Origin of the sequence: Paenibacillus sophorae (assembly GCF_018966525.1) — a bacterium.
Taxonomy (GTDB): domain Bacteria; phylum Bacillota; class Bacilli; order Paenibacillales; family Paenibacillaceae; genus Paenibacillus_AQ; species Paenibacillus_AQ sophorae.
Genome location: NZ_CP076607.1, coordinates 3,227,586 through 3,243,742, shown reverse-complemented (window position 1 = coordinate 3,243,742; position 16,157 = coordinate 3,227,586). Strand labels below are relative to the sequence as shown.

At 51.6% G+C, this 16,157-nt stretch carries 16 protein-coding genes; 7 read left to right on the top strand and 9 right to left on the bottom strand.

Features of this window, described 5'->3' with window-relative positions; all coding sequences use genetic code 11:
- Positions 1 to 3: 3 nt before the first annotated feature.
- The 3 genes from KP014_RS15235 to KP014_RS15225 form a co-directional block, all read right to left on the bottom strand.
- On the bottom strand, positions 4 to 825 hold the full coding sequence (locus KP014_RS15235; protein WP_036604284.1) for a carbohydrate ABC transporter permease: 822 nt from the start codon (positions 823 to 825) through the stop codon (positions 4 to 6).
- An 11-nt stretch (positions 826 to 836) separates the two neighbouring features.
- Positions 837 to 1,718, bottom strand: coding sequence for a carbohydrate ABC transporter permease (locus KP014_RS15230; RefSeq protein WP_036604282.1), 882 nt, complete (start codon positions 1,716 to 1,718; stop codon positions 837 to 839).
- A gap of 114 nt (positions 1,719 to 1,832) precedes the next feature.
- Complete coding sequence (locus KP014_RS15225; RefSeq protein WP_036604280.1) at positions 1,833 to 3,164, bottom strand: ABC transporter substrate-binding protein; 1,332 nt, start codon at positions 3,162 to 3,164, stop codon at positions 1,833 to 1,835.
- A gap of 184 nt (positions 3,165 to 3,348) precedes the next feature.
- Here KP014_RS15225 and KP014_RS15220 point away from each other — a divergent pair, with 184 nt between their 5' ends.
- The 6 genes from KP014_RS15220 (at position 3,349) to KP014_RS15195 (ending at position 9,897) form a co-directional block, all read left to right on the top strand.
- Positions 3,349 to 5,187, top strand: a complete 1,839-nt coding sequence (locus tag KP014_RS15220) for a sensor histidine kinase (RefSeq protein WP_036604278.1) — start codon at positions 3,349 to 3,351, stop codon at positions 5,185 to 5,187.
- Between the two features lie 2 nt (positions 5,188 to 5,189).
- Positions 5,190 to 6,821 (top strand): response regulator, encoded by a 1,632-nt coding sequence (locus KP014_RS15215; protein WP_036604277.1) that lies wholly within the window; start codon positions 5,190 to 5,192, stop codon positions 6,819 to 6,821.
- 120 nt (positions 6,822 to 6,941) lie between these two features.
- Positions 6,942 to 7,340, top strand: a complete 399-nt coding sequence (locus KP014_RS15210) for a YhjD family protein (protein ID WP_216700369.1) — start codon at positions 6,942 to 6,944, stop codon at positions 7,338 to 7,340.
- Positions 7,337 to 8,605, top strand: a complete 1,269-nt coding sequence (locus tag KP014_RS15205; protein WP_036604273.1) for a DNA polymerase IV — start codon at positions 7,337 to 7,339, stop codon at positions 8,603 to 8,605. Before KP014_RS15210 ends, KP014_RS15205 begins: the two co-directional genes overlap by 4 nt.
- Before the next feature lie 84 nt (positions 8,606 to 8,689).
- Complete coding sequence (locus KP014_RS15200; protein ID WP_281426405.1) at positions 8,690 to 9,451, top strand: threonine/serine exporter family protein; 762 nt, start codon at positions 8,690 to 8,692, stop codon at positions 9,449 to 9,451.
- Positions 9,452 to 9,474: 23 nt separating this feature from the next.
- Positions 9,475 to 9,897: a threonine/serine exporter family protein gene (locus KP014_RS15195; RefSeq protein WP_036595108.1), complete on the top strand. Its 423-nt coding sequence runs from the start codon at positions 9,475 to 9,477 to the stop codon at positions 9,895 to 9,897.
- A gap of 139 nt (positions 9,898 to 10,036) precedes the next feature.
- Here KP014_RS15195 and KP014_RS15190 read toward each other — a convergent pair whose 3' ends face one another.
- Positions 10,037 to 10,552, bottom strand: coding sequence for a GNAT family N-acetyltransferase (locus KP014_RS15190; protein ID WP_036595107.1), 516 nt, complete (start codon positions 10,550 to 10,552; stop codon positions 10,037 to 10,039).
- Positions 10,553 to 10,554: 2 nt separating this feature from the next.
- The gene (locus KP014_RS15185) at positions 10,555 to 12,564 is read right to left on the bottom strand and encodes a Na+/H+ antiporter (RefSeq protein ID WP_090833894.1); all 2,010 of its coding nucleotides are present in this window, start codon (positions 12,562 to 12,564) and stop codon (positions 10,555 to 10,557) included.
- Positions 12,565 to 12,828: 264 nt separating this feature from the next.
- On the opposite strand from KP014_RS15185, the gene KP014_RS15180 reads away from it, so the two are divergent.
- Entirely contained in the window at positions 12,829 to 13,584 is a 756-nt protein-coding gene (locus KP014_RS15180; RefSeq protein ID WP_090833893.1) for an MBL fold metallo-hydrolase, read from the top strand.
- Positions 13,585 to 13,697: 113 nt separating this feature from the next.
- Here KP014_RS15180 and KP014_RS15175 read toward each other — a convergent pair whose 3' ends face one another.
- The 4 genes from KP014_RS15175 to KP014_RS28810 form a co-directional block, all read right to left on the bottom strand.
- Positions 13,698 to 14,333 carry an NAD(P)-dependent oxidoreductase gene (locus KP014_RS15175; RefSeq protein ID WP_036587237.1) on the bottom strand — a complete coding sequence of 212 codons (636 nt, stop codon included), beginning with the start codon at positions 14,331 to 14,333 and terminating at the stop codon, positions 13,698 to 13,700.
- 283 nt (positions 14,334 to 14,616) lie between these two features.
- Complete coding sequence (locus KP014_RS28820; RefSeq protein ID WP_090833892.1) at positions 14,617 to 15,273, bottom strand: IS200/IS605 family accessory protein TnpB-related protein; 657 nt, start codon at positions 15,271 to 15,273, stop codon at positions 14,617 to 14,619.
- Positions 15,263 to 15,784 (bottom strand): hypothetical protein, encoded by a 522-nt coding sequence (locus KP014_RS28815; protein ID WP_246590507.1) that lies wholly within the window; start codon positions 15,782 to 15,784, stop codon positions 15,263 to 15,265. The genes KP014_RS28820 and KP014_RS28815 overlap by 11 nt, the downstream gene beginning before the upstream one ends.
- A complete protein-coding gene (locus tag KP014_RS28810) occupies positions 15,735 to 15,965 on the bottom strand; it encodes a hypothetical protein (protein WP_139210658.1) in 231 nt (76 codons plus the stop codon). The genes KP014_RS28815 and KP014_RS28810 overlap by 50 nt, the downstream gene beginning before the upstream one ends.
- Positions 15,966 to 16,157 lie beyond the last annotated feature (192 nt).

Here is a 16,157-nt window from a genome sequence, read left to right as displayed (position 1 = left end):
GGTTCATCCTTTCACCGCTCCGGCGGTTATTCCTTTGACGAAATATTTTTGGAAGACCAAGAAAGCAACGACAGCGGGAGCAAGCCCGATCACGGCGGCCGCCGCCATCAGATTCCACTGCGCGCCGTACTGCTGAAAGAACATGGACACGGCAAGCGGGATCGTCCTCATGTCTTGGCCTTGCAGGAAAAATACGGCTTGGCCGTAATTATTCCAAATCGCCAGCCCCTGCAAAATGACAACGGCCGCCGTTACCGGACGCAGAAAATGAAACGTGACTCTCCAAAAGGCTGTAAACGGCGTGCATCCATCAATGATGGCGGACTCCTCAATTTCCTTGGGAAGCACTTTAATGAAGCCGGTATACAGGAACACGGAAAAAGGAATGCCGTTCGACGCCATAAGCAAAATCATGGCCCAATGCGTATTGATGCCGCCAATCGATTTCATAAGCGTGTAAAGAGGCACGGTAATAATGATCGCCGGAATCATCATGCAGATCAGCAGCAGATTGAAGACCGATTGATGAAATTTGTTGCTGTACCTTGCGATGGCGTAGCCCGCGGAGCTTGCCGCAAGAATAATCAGGACGGCGCCGCCTATGGTTATAATCAGGGAGTTCAGCGTAGCGAGTCCCATCCTGGACGATTCCCACGCTTCCGAGAAGTTGGAAAAATTGAAATCGGGCAGCAGCGACAGGCCGTTAAACAACGTGCGGGAGGGCTTGTTCAGCGCCAAGTACAGCAGGATGTAAAAAGGGATCAAGGACAGCAGCGACATGCCCGCTACCAAGGCGTATTTACCAAGTGTTCGAGTATTTTTCATAGCGGCGGCCCTCACATTTCAAACTCTTTCTTATTGATATATCTCATAAAGATGAAGACGGGAATAATAATCATGGCGAACAGAACCATCGCTACAGCGGTCGAATAGCCGGTAAAGCTACCGTACAGCATGCGAAGAATATAGATGCTCAGCGATTCCGTACTGTAGCCCGGCCCTCCGTCCGTCAGCGCCATGATAACTTCGAAGACGGACAGGGACCCGATAATATTGGTGACGACATTGATTTTGATCGACTGAACGACCATCGGAATCGTAATGTACCAAAGTGATTTTATATACCCGGCGCCGTCGATCTCACCCGCCTCGTACAGCTCTTTCGGAATGGACTGAAGACCCGCCAGATAGATAATCATCGTCATCCCCACGAACTGCCAGACATTGATGAACACCAGCACGATAAGCGCGGAATGCGCATTGCCCAGCCAGTCGCTTCCGCCGGTGCCCAGATGCAGACTTTCCAGCAAATGATAGAGAAAGCCACGGTCAGGCTGCAGGATAAAATACCAGACATACCCCATAATCAGCGGGCTGATGACCGCCGGCAAATAGACGACCGCACGCACAAACCCTTTTCCCTTAAACGGGCGATCCAGAATCAGCGCATACAAGAAGCCGAATATATTAAGCAAGGGAGCGCTTCCAACCGCAAAGAAGAGCGTATTGTACACATCTTTCTTCGCCCGGGCGTCATGGAAAAAGTCGATAAAGTTCTGTAGTCCGACAAAACGCGGAGCCGACATGCCGTTAGAATCCGTCAGGCTGATCCCGATTCCCTGCGCGAGCGGATAAATAAAGAACAGTCCGAACAACAGGATGGCCGGCAATGCCATAAAAAGATGCAGGTTATTCCATAACTTACGCAGTAGATTCATCCGATTTCTCTCCAATCCGTTGCCGGGACCCGGCTTCTATCTAACGCTTTTCCGTTCCCGGGTCCCGATGTTATCATACTCCCGCAGTCTTACGCTATGAAACCGTAACGCCGCTTATCTGTGCGTCGCTTTCCAAGCTTTGTCCCAGGCGTCTTTGTAGGCTTTGGCAAAATCAACAGAAGTGGAATACTGGCCTGCCAGCAGCTCCTGCACCATTCTGCCGGCATCGTCACCGGAGAAGCCCGAGGGGGAATCCGTGAAAGCGATATTGACGCCGCTGCTCAGGGCCTGATTGGCTTGGTCTTTAAGCGGTCCCCAGTCCGCAGTCACATCGGTAAACGCCGGAGGCGATTTCAGGAACTCGCTGTAGGTCTTCAGATTTTCCGGCTGCAGTAAGAATTCAAGGAATTTCTTCGCTTCTTCCGGATGCTTGGATTCGGCGGTAATGGCATATCTCGAATCGTCGGCGGAAAGTACGACCGGCTTCGTTCCGTCCTGGATGGACGGGTACGGGCTGAACCCGATGTCATTCTGGAAGTCGGGGCTAATTTTGAGCAGATCCGCAACCACCCACATTCCTTGGCTGATCATCGCGGCTTTGCCTGTAGCGAACGCTTCCTTCTGATTGTCGTACGTCGCGGTCAAAGCGTCTTTGTTAATCAGGCCCGCGTCTTGCAGCTCCAGCAGCCGTTTGGCGAAAGTATCGATCGGGCCGTTCTCCTGATCAAACTTCAATTTGTCGGATTCATTGTTGATGAACGCTTCGCGGGAGCTTTTTACGCCCAAATCCTGCTTGATGATGCCGTGAGCAAGGAATTCAATCAGATGTCCAAGCGTCCATGACTCTCTTCCGGCGATAAATATCGGAGTCACATCGGGCTTCTTGTCCTTGACCGTTTGCAGATTCGCTTTAAAGTCGTTCCAGGTCAACGCTTCTTTCAGACCCAGCTCCTGGAATATTTTTTTGTTATAAAAAATACCGGCCATCGTCACGTTTGTCGCAACTTGATACTGTTTGCCGCTCTTTACGTCCGTCGACAGCTCTTTAATCGCCGGCAGTACTCTCGGCCAGAACGGCTCGCTTGAAAGATCCAGGTATTTGCCCTGATCGATATAATCCTGCTCCACAACCGTGGTGATGTCGGGAATATCGCCGGAAGCGAATTTTACTTTAATCACATTGCTTGCGTCCTTCTGATATTCCTGCTCCACTTCGATTCCCGGATTTTCTAAGTTAAATTTCTGGATCAGGTTGTTCATCAAATCGACCGTCTCCACTTTTCCGGTAAAAAACTTCAGCTTCACCGTTTCTTTGGGACCCGTTTCCTGGGCCGTGCCGGCACTGCTGCTTGGGTTCGGTGAATCCGCGCTTTTTCCACCGCATCCTGCCAGTAAGCCGAGCATCATCACGCCGCTGAGCAGCAAACCAAGTTTCTTTCTTCTCATATTGAATCCTCCCTTTTGTTGTCTGGCCCCTGATTGTGTTCCTTGTTACAGTCTCATCATAAGGGGGAATGCGCGGCAGCAAAACACCGCTTTTTTACACAAGGGTGCGATTTTTGCAGATCCCCGAAAAACGAATTGAAGCGCATACAATAAACCGATACACTGATGTTGGGGGGAGTGAGATATGTACAAATGGAAACGCTACCGCTACTGGAGTATTAAAAAAAAGCTGCTCTTTTTCTCCGTATTGTTCATTCTGGGTTCGGTCTTTCTTGCTTCCATTCTGTCCTATTCCAAATACACGATGGACTTTAAACAACAATCCTCCGAGCAGGTGCAGCAAATCATCGCCCAGGTCTCCTATAATATCGATACCTACCTCGACGATCTGTTCCGCCTTACCCTGTCGCCCTATATGAACGATGGCGTGATGCAGACGCTGGAGGAAGATGTGCATGATTCCCATCTAGCCCAACTGAAAAAGCGCCGTTTCATTGATAATTATCTCGAAGAGATGATGATTTATCCACGAAAAGATATCAATCGGGTCTTTATTTTGACGGATGAAATGTATACGGTCGGGCGCATGCCCATCAGCGTGGACTACGACAGCCGGTTTCAGGAATTCGATTGGTACAAACAGGCGATGAATACGCAGGATTCCATCTTTGTGCCCACGCATACGCAGCAGATGGTGAAAAATGGCGGTCCCAAGGTTTTTTCCATCGTGAAGCAGCTTCGGAGCACGCGCGATACGGAGAAAATACTCGGGGCCATCAAGGTGGACGCCAACTATAACGGCATTGCGGTCATTTGCAGCAAAGTGGACATGGGCTCAGGCGGGGGCTTGTTTATTCTGGACAATAACCGCAACGTGATTTACCGGAGTACGGATCGGTTGAACGCCGTATCCTTGTTCAATCAAGTCAAAGCAAGCGGCAAACCGACCATGACGATCAACCAGGGCGGCACCTCCTACCTGCTCAATTCAACGCAGCTCCCGCGCTCCAACTGGACGATTGTGGCCGTCAGTTCCATCAAGGAATTGAATCAAAAAGCCACGGAAACGAGAAATTTCGGCTTCTTCATCGCATTGGCCTGCTCGCTGCTCGCTTTTATCCTGATGTATTTCTTTGTCCGCCGTTTTTTGGCTCCTCTGCTGCATATCGTGAAATTAATGAGAGAGGTGGAGCAGGGCAATTTGCAGGTCTCGTTTCCCGCGCACCGGAATGATGAAATCGGATATCTTGGCACCTCCTTTAACGGTCTGGTGTCCAGAGTACGTGAAATGCTGGGGGAAAATACGCAGCTCGTGAAGCAGGTATACGAAACGGAGCTGCTTCAGAAAGAAGCCCAGGTACAGGCGCTGTACAATCAGATCCGGCCCCACTTTCTGTTCAACACGCTGAATATGATATCGATGCAGATGCAGACAGGCAAGCAGGACAAGGCCATCGACCATCTCCATAAATTAAGCAGCATGCTCCGCAGCATGACCCAAATGGATAAAGACATCCCGCTGCAAAAGGAACTGGATCTCCTGAAAGCTTATTTAAGCATCCAAAGCAGCCGCTACGAAGGCAGACTGGAGTATGAACTGAGGGTCGATCCCGCTTTGTACGACATGCCCATTCCCGCCCTGCTGTTTCAGCCAATCGTCGAGAATGCGGTGATTCACGGCTGCGAAGCCAAACGCGAACAGACCAGCATCCTTATTTCCGGCGAAAAGACCGCGCGCGGCGAGGTTCTGTTCACGATCCGGGACAGCGGGCAAGGCATGAGCCCGGAAACGCTGCTGGAGCTTCGCGGCAAGCTGGAGCAGGCCCCTTCGGACAATCAGTCTGCCGGAGATCCGGACTCAGACGGCGCCCGGACAGGAACCGGCATCGGCCTGCTTAACGTGAATAAACGGATTAAATTAAAATACGGTTTCGGTTATGGAATTAAGGTGGACAGCGTGCAGGGACAGGGAACCGCCGTATCTGTTCTTTTGCCGGATACCGGATTTGGGAAGGAGCGATGAGAATGTATAAAGTGCTGCTTGTGGATGATGAACCGCTCGTACGCGAATATTTGAGATTGCATATCGCCTCCAATCATCCGGATTGGGAGGTTGCGGGGGAAGCCATGGACGGACAGGAAGCCTGGGATATGCTTCAGGATGTGCGGGTCCATCTGGTCATTACCGATATTAAAATGCCTGTCGTTGACGGACTGGAGCTGTGCAGACGGCTGTCCCAATCAGAGAATCCGCCCATTATCCTGATTCTGTCCGGCTTTGATGAATTCTCGCTGGCCCGGGATGCTCTCCGCTTCGGGGTACAGAATTATTTGCTGAAGCCCGTAGTCCATGATGAATTGGCCGAAGCCCTGGCGAAGGTTACCGCTCAGCTGGACCGCAAATTTCATGAAGAGCTTGCCGCTTTGGCTATGGGAAAGGTCTCCAAGGAGAGCCAGACGCAGGTCGTCAGACAATTCCTGAAGTCCCTGGTGAGCGACGACAGCGTGGAGATCAAGGCCCTGTATCCCCTGGTCTTCCGCCTGAAAGTGCAGCTGATTGAAACCGAAGGTCTGATTATGGTGCTGGATCTGGATGAAGACCGGCTAGCCCAAAAAGGGATACCCTATGGCGACATTTCCGTCTTTCGCTTTATTCTCAATCAGATGACGGGCGAGCTGTCCGAAGCAAGCGGCTCGGGATTTGTCTTCCTGGACGAAGATCAGCACACCTGCGTGCTGGTAACGGGTGAAGACAAGAACGATATTGAGCATAAATGCCGTTCGCTCTATGGGAAGGTCTCTTCCGCGATGCTTGCCAATACCGGAATTACCGTCTCCGGCGCCCTCGGAACCTTTGAATCCGAGCTGTTTCATCTGCAATACTCCCATGCCAAAGCGACCGAGACCCTTAATCATCGCTTGTTCATGGAAGAACCTTCCCTGTTCAATGGGTGGAATGAGGACGTTCAGCTTCAGCGTCTTGCCATTCTCGAGCAAACGTTAAGCTCGTTGCAATTTGCCATCCCGGATCGGAATGAGGCAGCTTTTTTAATGGCGGTGAAGCGTTTTTTTGAAAGTCTGCCGCATATTAGCTCCGTTCATGTCATGAAGTTCGGGCTCTATCTGCTAAGGCAGCTTGCGAACGGGCCTTTGGAACGCCAGGGCGGATTTCTGGAAAGCGCCTATCACCATCTCCAGCAGATGCATCGGAATCCGTCCGAGCTATCCATCCAAGCCGTGCTCGGGCTGTTTCAGGAAATATTTCATCGCCTGACCAAAGGCGGCAAAGAGGAGCCTGTACACGAAAATGAACAGGACATCGTCAGCCGGGTCAGAACTTATATCTACTCCCATTATGCGGAGCCTTTAAGCCTTGCCCTGCTCGCCGAAAAGATGGGGATCTCTCCGGGCTATTTAAGCAGTATCTTTCACAAAACGATGCAGGAATCATATATCAAATTTCTGACCCGGGTCCGGATGGAGCAGGCCGCAAAGCTGCTGAAGGCAAACCCTCCCGTGAAAGTATACGATGTCTCGGAGAAGGTCGGTTACGTGAGCGTAAAGCACTTTTCGCATGTATTTAAACAATTTCATCATATGCCTCCGGGCGAATATCAGGAGAAGCATTTGAGCGCTGCGGAATGGCCTGCCCTTTAATCCAGACTGCCGCGGATATCGCCCACCGTAACCCGCCGCTGCGGAGCTAGGTACTCATCCATCCAAAAAATCCCTCTTGCATAACGAACGGATGTTCGGTGTATAATATAAAATACGAATATGCGTTCTCCTCATGGTGGTGTGATTATGGATATGAATTCAAGAATTGAAACAGAAGAAGATTTTCAAGTCATTAAAGAGTACACGTTACTGCCGATTTTGCTGGATATGCTGGCAAGAGATATGAACGAGCTGAAGAAATACAGGGATAAAATTATTTATAATCATGTCCTTATGTACCTGAAAGAAATGGAACAGGCGATTTATCCCGAGCTGCAGAATACCAAGAGAAAAATGAGAACACAAGGTATCCGAATTTTGAACACAGAAATGAATTCACAGGGTATTCGTGTCGAGTATAAAGTTCGCGGATATATCCACCATTTCACGATGCTGCGGAGTTTGGTTAAGGCAGAACTAATGACCATGCTGGTGAATATGCGGAGGCGGTTAGGTTGAGTGAGAAACATGAACGGATTATATTTCTGGCAGATTGTCAAAGCTTCTATGCAAGCGTTGAAAAAGCCGATCACCCGGAATGTAAGGATAAGCCCGTTGCTGTAGCAGGCTCTGTTGAGCGCAGATCAGGAATCATTTTAGCGGCCTGCCCCATTGCAAAAGGATATGGAGTCACTACGGCAGAGCGTCTCGGAGAGGCTTTACATAAATGTCCCGATCTCGTTGTCATTCGTCCCCGGATGCAGCATTATATTGATGTGTCCCTGATGATTACGAAGATTTATGAGGAGTTTACGGATCTTGTTGAAATATTTAGTATTGATGAGCAGTTTTTGGATATTACGGCAAGTCTGCCCATCTTCGGAGATCCTATAACGATTGCCAAAACCATTCAGCAAAAGGTTCTGAGTCAAACAGGAGTGCGGGTGAGGATCGGTATAAGCTCCAATAAAATCCTTGCTAAAATCGCAACGGATATTTGGGCGAAGAAGAATGAAAGTGGCATCTTTACTTTGCCCCAAGCCGAAATCGAAACCCTTCTGTGGCCGCAGCCGGTTCATAAAATGTTCGGCGTCGGTTCGCGTATGACCGCACATTTTACTCGTCTTGGAATAAATACAATCGGAGATATTGCCAGAACGCCTCTACCCCGTCTAAAAGATAAATTTCGTGCCCGCTTTGGCAAGCAATCGGATATTCATGCAGAGGTGATGTGGCGGACGGCGAACGGTCTGGATGATAGTCCAGTTAAACCTGGAACATTTGTTACTCCGCCAAAATCAGTCGGCCATATGATGACTTTACCCAGAGATTATACCGAGTCATGGGAAGTCGATACAGTTTTACTGGAGCTCACAGAGGAGGTATGCCGTGACTGCCGCCGTAAAGGATATATGGGCTCTGTTGTAAGCGTCAGTTGCATGTGCAGCCCCTATGAATCACCGACCGGATTTTCGCGTCAAATGAAGATGCAGGACCCTACAAACCATACCAACACCGTAATTAAGACAGTAAGAATGTTGTTTTATAAATATTGGGATCAAATGCCTGTGCGCCGTGTCGGTGTGACCTTAAGCCAGCTCGTAGACGATCAGAATTATCAGCTCACTCTCTTTGAGGATCAGGTAAAGCTCAGAGCCCTGGATAAAGCTACGGACAGCATAAAAAATCGATACGGCAGCGACGCGATTATAAGAGCCTCATCACTTACCGATGCAGGGCAAGCAAAGGACAGGTCGCTAAAAATCGGCGGGCATTACAAATAACGGATTCATATTTTGGCGCTTGATCTTTTGGCCCGATGCAGGCACAATCAAATATATAACATTCAAGGGGAGGATTAAGAAGGTTTGAACAATGCCGAATCGGGGACAACCTATGAAATTATAGATTTATGCCTGCTGGCCGGAAAAATCATGCTCCAAAACGGCGCGGAGACTTACCGCGTGGAGGATACGATGACGCGTATGGCCGCTGCTCTCGGATTTCCAGGGGCGCACAGCTACGTAACGCCGACCGTCATCATGTTTACGACCAGCCGGACGGAACAGCCCAAGCTGTTCCGCATCGAGGAGCGTACGACCGATCTGCAAAAAGTTGCGGAGGTCAACGACATTTCGCGCTGCCTCAGCCAGCGGCAGATCACATCGGCGCAGGCGCGCGAGCGGCTGGCCTTGGTGGATGATGCGGCGCATGCCTATTCGGTCTGGCTCCAGATTATGGCGGCGGCCCTGGCGGGCGGCTGCTTCACCATCATATTCAAGGGAAGCTTCTGGGACGCTCTGCCCGCACTGTTCGTGTCGGGGCTCGGCTACGCCTCCGTGGTTTATTTGCAAAGGCTGGTCCAGATTAAATTTTTTGCCGAACTCACAGCATCTGCTCTGATTGGGCTGCTGTCCTTCCTGTTCGTTCAAGCCGGCATCGGCTCGGAAACGGATAAGATTATCATCGGCTCCGTCATGCCACTCGTTCCGGGACTGCTGATTACGAACGCCGTCAGAGACTTGATGGCCGGGCATCTTATATCGGGACTGTCCAAGGGAGCCGAGGCATTCCTAACCGCTTTTGCCATCGGAACCGGGATCGGACTTGTGCTGTCCTTCGTTTCATAGCCCTACTTAAGAGGAGAACTATCATGATTCTGCAGCTTATTACGAGCTTTATCGCCTCCGCCATGTTCTGCATCCTGTTTAATACTCCCAGACGTACGCTGCTTCAATGCGGAATTTCCGGAATGCTGGGCTGGATGGTATACCTGCTGCTCGATCCCCACTGGAAATCCGTCGTGGCCACCTTCTTCGCCACGGTCGTCGTTGGGGTGGTCAGCCAAATTTTTGCCAGGTCTTTCAAAATGCCGGTCATCATCTTCAGCGTAGGCGGCATTATTCCGCTTGTTCCGGGCGGCCTCGCCTATGATGCCATGCGCAGGTTCGTCGAAGACGATTATACGACCGCGCTGCAGGCCGCCGTTCAGGCTTTTCTGCTCTCGGGAGCCATCGCCACGGGACTTGTGCTCAGCGAGGTGCTTGGGCAGATGTTCCGCCGCAGCAAGAGCTAGAGCTCTCGCGGAAAGCCAAGCGCGAGCAGAGGAGCCCCTTGCTGATGGCGTCCGCTCTGAAACAACAAGGCCGTCTTTTCCTGGATCAGAATCCAGGGAAAGACGGCCTTACTGTTGTGGACAGGCGCTTCCGTAAATTTCAGGCGGTTACGCCCTCGACTCTTTTTTGATAAACGACGATGTCAAGCCAGCGGCCGAATTTACGGCCAATTTCCTTATAGTAGGCGCTCTGCTCATAACCGCTGCTCTCAAAAAAGGAACGGCTGGGGTTATTCTCCGAACATACAGTGGCCACCAGCGTATGAAAACCGTGTTCGGCGGCTGTCCGCTCGATAAAGACCAATGTTGGCCCTCCCAATCTTTTGCCTGTACATTCCGGCTTCAGATACACGCTGATTTCACCGGTCACGTCATAAGCCTGCTTGTTCTTGTGCCTGGTAATTAATACATATCCCTGCATCTCTCCTTCCAGCATAACTGCGTAGGATTTAAAACGGGGATCGCCGGTCAGCATGTTCCGTTTCATATCCTGTACCGTCAGCCGGTCGGTGTGAAACGACACGGTGGTGTTCAGCACATAATAATTATAAATATCCGTCGCTTCGGCCAGATGCTCCTCTCCGATCTCAACGAAAGACAGCTCTTCGCGGTTCATCTCTAATCCTCCCAAATCGACATTTCCAGTTCATCTACGAACCAGCGCAATTGGGCTGTGGCTCTGCGGCGCAGAGTTCCGTCCTCATACATCCGCTGGACCGCGTCGCGCTGCTCCTGGATCGCTTCAAGCTTCCACTCCAGCTGCCGGCCTTCCTGCTCCGCCACATTCACGGCCGGGCCGTTTTCCAGACGGTCAAGCATCAAGCCGTAGCGGGCAGCCACGCGTCCGTAACCGTCCCGGTTATCATCGTTCATCTCTTCCTGGATGGCGTCTATCGCGGCGCGGCACATCCCGATCCGGGCATCCCGAATGCATCCGTCCGGGAGAACGCCGGAACCTCCGGCTCCTTGCGGAAATTTCGAGAATATTCCGGAGAACAGCCGACCCAGCTTGCCAAGCGACAGTCGGAGCTGTGAATCCAGTCCTCTGGACAGGAATGCTTCTTTATGATCCAGAAGCTCCATAATCGCCTGTCCCGCCTCTGAAGGAATGGACCCGCCTGCGATAAGCCCGTCCAGCTCCCTCCGCTCGGCCTGCAGTCCGGTCAACCGCGCTTTGAGTGCGCACCGCTTGCCGTATTCCTCCTCCGGATTGTTGATAAGCCGGTTATCCTGTATTTCCGGCAGCGCCGGCAGCGTATCCGGGAGTCCTGGAGCAGCCGAAATGGCAGCGACTCGGCTGTCCTCTGCCATCGCCCCGCGGAGTATCGCCATGCTGGCCTCCATAATTCTTGATCTTGCCGCCTGTTCTGATTCTTCCCGGCTGTCTTCCTCTCTGCGGGCGATGAGCGGAAGCAGAACGCTTGCAACCACCAGGGAAGTCAGAATGACGCCAGCAGCCAGAAAAATAATTAGATCACGCTCAGGAAACGGCGAGCCGTCATCCAGCACAAGCGGAATGGAGAAAGCGCCGGCCAGGGTAACCGCTCCGCGTACGCCCGAAACGGAGGTAAGCACCCGCGACCTCATCGACGGCTTGCTTCCGTTCTTAAACTGCGATTTCCCTGTACAGATCAAGTACACCCAGAGGAAACGCAGTACAATCAGCAGAGCCGTGATCGCCAGCACGTATAGGACCACCGTCAGGTTATCGACAGCCGTATCCCGGTATATAACCGACACCACATCCGGAATCGAAACACCGAGAATGAGGAATACCATGCCGTTCAGAATGAACAGCAGCACCGACCATATGCTTGCCGATACGAGCTGGAGTTTGTACTGGGGGGAATCGGTCCGGTCTTTTTCAATGGCCTGAACGACGCCGCCAGCCACCACGGCCAGGATGCCCGACACTCCCAGCTCTTCACTGACCAGGTAGATCAGGAACGGGGTCAGAATCTGCAGCAGAACATGTACTGTGACATCCTCCATCCCCAGCCGCCGGATAAACACGCTTAAGCGAATCAGCAGAAAGGACAGCGCGGCTCCGGCAAGCAGTCCACCGGCGGCGATGAGAATAAAACTGCCAATCGCTTGGGGCAGAGAGAACACGCCGGTGACTGCCGCCGCGACCGCAAACTTAAACGCAACGAGGCCGGATGCGTCATTCATCAGCGACTCGCCTTCCAGCACGCGGTGGATGCTCTTCGGCAGATGGACCCGGCCAGCCAGAGCGCTTACAGCGACCGCATCCGTCGGCGACAATATCGCCGCGAGCGCGAACGCCGCCGCGATCGGTATCGACGGAATCATCCAGTGGATGACATAACCCGCCACCAGTACGGTCGCAAATACCAGTCCAAGCGCCAGCAGCAGAATCGGAGCCCGCAGATTCCAAAGCTCGGCCCGCGGGGTTCGTCTTCCATCATTGAACAGAAGCGGAGCAATGAACAAGACAAAGAACAGCTCCGGTTCCAGCGTCAAGTGAATCCCCCAAGGAAAGGCAGCGACAATAACCCCAAAGCCGATCTGAATAAGCGGTACGGGAACGAAGGGAATGAACCGGTTAACGACTTTGGATAGGCCGATAAGACCAAGAAGGACAAGCACTGCGGTAAATGTCTCCAAAGAACCAGCCCCCCATATATTTTCACATCATTATATCGCAATCGTAAATCTTCATACAGGAGCAGAAAAAAGCGGATAAAGTCCGTTAATGTAAATTAAAACGCAATAAGTTATGAATTCCAGCGATATTCAGCTTCACACGCACTATATTATTACTTGACAAAAATATTTATTCATGATATAATAAATAATTTACGTATTGATTAACATCTCTTCTTCGACTAAGATAGTCACTGCAATGATTATCCGTCTAGGAGGAGTACAATGCAAATCGCCCAAGGAATTGAGATGCTGGAGATTACAGCCGAAGTGATGGGAGGAACAGATACCCTTTATCCTGTCCTGCTGTGGGAAGAAAATCATGCGGTGTTGGTCGACACGGGCTACCCGGGGCTGCTCGATAAATTCAAGGAGGCTTTTGCCCGTGCGGGAGTCGCTTGGTCCAAACTTGACACGATAATTATCACACATCAGGATATTGACCATATTGGCGGGCTTCCCGCAATACTGGGTGAGCCGCACGGGACGATCAAAGTGCTGGCGCATCCAATCGAACAGCCTTACATCGAAGGGGAACGGATGCTGCTTAAGCACACGCCGGAGGCGATTGCCGCAGCCGCAGCCATGCTCCCGCCTCATGTGCCGGAGGAATGGCGGCAGGCCTTTCTGCACCGTCTTGCCCACCCCCCCAAGGCAAAAGTGGATGCCTTGATCGAAGACGGCCAGGAGCTGCCGGTCGCAGGCGGCGTAACGGTCATCGAGACCCCCGGCCATAGCCCGGGGCATGTCAGCCTGTATCATCCTGCCAGCCGCACCCTCATCGCCGGCGACAGCCTGACGTTCAAAGAAGGCGTACTGCATGGTCCAGATCCCCGGGTGACTCCGGATATGGCGACCGCGCTGTCAAGTCTGCGCAGGTTAGCCGGCTATGCAATCGAGACGGTTATCTGCTACCACGGCGGACTGTACCGTGGGGATGCAGGCCGGCGCATCGCCGAATTGGCGGAAGGGCTTCAGTAAGGCTTCGCTGTTTGACGGAACTCCGACAACACCAAGAAGGCAGACAAGCCGCTGTACACGGCCTGTCTGCCTTCTTTATTAAGAGCCATATCCTCAAGCTAAATTACCATCTTTCAGGATTCGGAAACCAGCGTAAACCGTTCGCGGATATGCGCCGGCTGCTCGATCTCGTCCAGCACGGCAACCGCATAGTCTTCATAGCTTACATAGCTCTCGCCCTTGGAGTTGAGCAGCAATTGGTCTTTTCCTTTCACATAAGAGCCAGTCCGCCGGCCCAGAGCAAAATGCGCCGATGGGCTGATAAACGTCCAGAGAAGCGAATCCGTTCCCTGCAAAGTTTCTAAGTTTTTAAACTGATTCAGCGCGGTCGGCTTCACGAAATCCGGGAATTCCGGCGTATCGATAACACGAATCGTCTGAGCTTCGTCCACAAAGAGGCTGCCGGCCCCTCCTACAACGATCAGCCGGGTACCCGGCGCATCCTTCAGCGCCTCAATCAGCACATTGCCGGCATCCACATGCAGATGCTCCTGACCCATCGGCGCGCCAAAGGCATTCACAACGGCATCAAATCCGCTCAAATCGCCGGACGTCAGATCGAAAATATCCTTTTCGACGACGACCGCCCCGCTGCCCGACGCTTTCGACGCGTCACGTACAATTGCCGTAACCTCATGCCCTCTGTCCAGCGCCTCTTTAACGATCCGGCTTCCTGCTTTACCGCTTGCTCCAATTACTGCAATTTTCATAATGATTGCCTCCCTCTAATATGAAGTAGTGATGTGCCTGCGCCTTGAATAGCCGCAAGAGCCTTGCAACATCAGATTCAACCTGTAACTATTATTGTTACAATTGATTGTGTTTAGTATAGCAGGTTCTCTAAAGTTTGTATAGCTACAAAAAAACCCGCCAATCGGCGGGCCCAAGCCATCTGTTTCTATTCAGCTTTCTAGTGAACTCTCCCCCACTTAGCTTACGCATGAGCGGGGGCTTCTGTTGGCATCGATACAGGGTTGCACACGCTTGCGAGCTTCATGATTGAAGGTTCAGCGCCTGTTGCACCCGAATGAGGGAAGCCAACGTCCAATACGTTCGTTTTGTCAATGAAGGGTCTTTTGCCTCCAAAGACAACCACTTCTTTTCAGTTGTGGCTTTGTGTATACTGCGCAACACGTACCGTGCGCCGATGTTATACGAGGCATTAAGGTCCGCGTGATACGTTTTTCCTGTTGCGAATACAGCAACATCACGCTTCGTGTTTCGTTTTACAAATCCACTGCCATCAAAAGCAAGCGCACTTGTATTCGCAGGGTTGACCATGGAAACCCGCATTCCCAAGAAATGCGCCATTTCGGTCACTTTCGTTTGGATGCGCCGTTTCACCCAAAACTGGAGTTTGGCACGAAGCCGCTTGGCTCCCCACGTTCCTTTAGGCAAACGCATCTTGCCTAAAAACTCCATGACAATGACCTCTGCGCTGTGCTTTTGGGCAAAGGCGAGGATTCGATGCGCGGTATCGTGAACGATATGCGTCTGTAAGCCGTTCATCCGCCGCCAGAAATTCGGTTTTACCCCTATACCGGATTGACGCTGGGCTTGTTTCAGTTTGCCTATGATTTGGCGCATCCGATCTTTTTCTTTGGCTTGGTTGATAAAGATCCTCGCCAAGACAGTGCCGTTAGCGTCCATCACGGAACAGACTGCGGAATTCGTTAACCCTAAATCGGGCGGCACATACCCGCTGCTTGGAAAGTTCCGCCTGAGTCAACTTCACATCCCCTTCATAGGCGATATGAAGGGCATAGCGTTTTCCTTTTCGGACCAATGTGGGGCTGCATTCTTTCATGCTCCATACGTTACGTTTGAATAGGTCTTGCCCTTTAAAGGTAATAGGGAGCCATACCCAATCACCTTGATGAAATACCTTGATTTTGGCTGCCCGATCGGAGGTTCGAATGAACATATTGCCTTTGTACAAGCAAGGGAACGCCTGATGCTGAGCTTGTAATTTCGGCGGTTTCTTCGAAAAGCGTTTCCCTTCTTGCTGGGCGTGTTGTTGCTCAGCTTGCCAAAGCTGAAAACGGGAATGATGACTTTTTACAATGCCAAACGCTTCCGCAATGGCACTTCTGCGGAAATACGAAGGAAACTTATAAAAGCGTTGATCGAATTCGGCGTAGAACGGATTCGGATTGTGCACGGTGAGTCAGCCGTTCTACCGCCGTCACCACCGCTTGGGTGGATAACGATTCCAAGGCAATAAACTGCTCTTGAATGACCGTAATCAAGAACGATAACGCCTCTTGATACACATGGAGAGTCGCATCCAGCATGTGGTGGTGAGACGTAATCGGATGTTTGAGTGTTTTGACCACCTTCATGAGACGCGCCTCCATCGCAAGTTTGATGGATCTAGCATAACACAAGAACGTATGTTTGTTAAGCGGACGTGTCTAACCCCCACCTTCGCTGTTGGCTTAGAGGTCGGGGACTGCGACACTAAATCTGTTCAACCGAAAAAGCCGATATCCGTGATACCGGCCGTGCGTCTCCTTACCGGACTCCCACCAGGC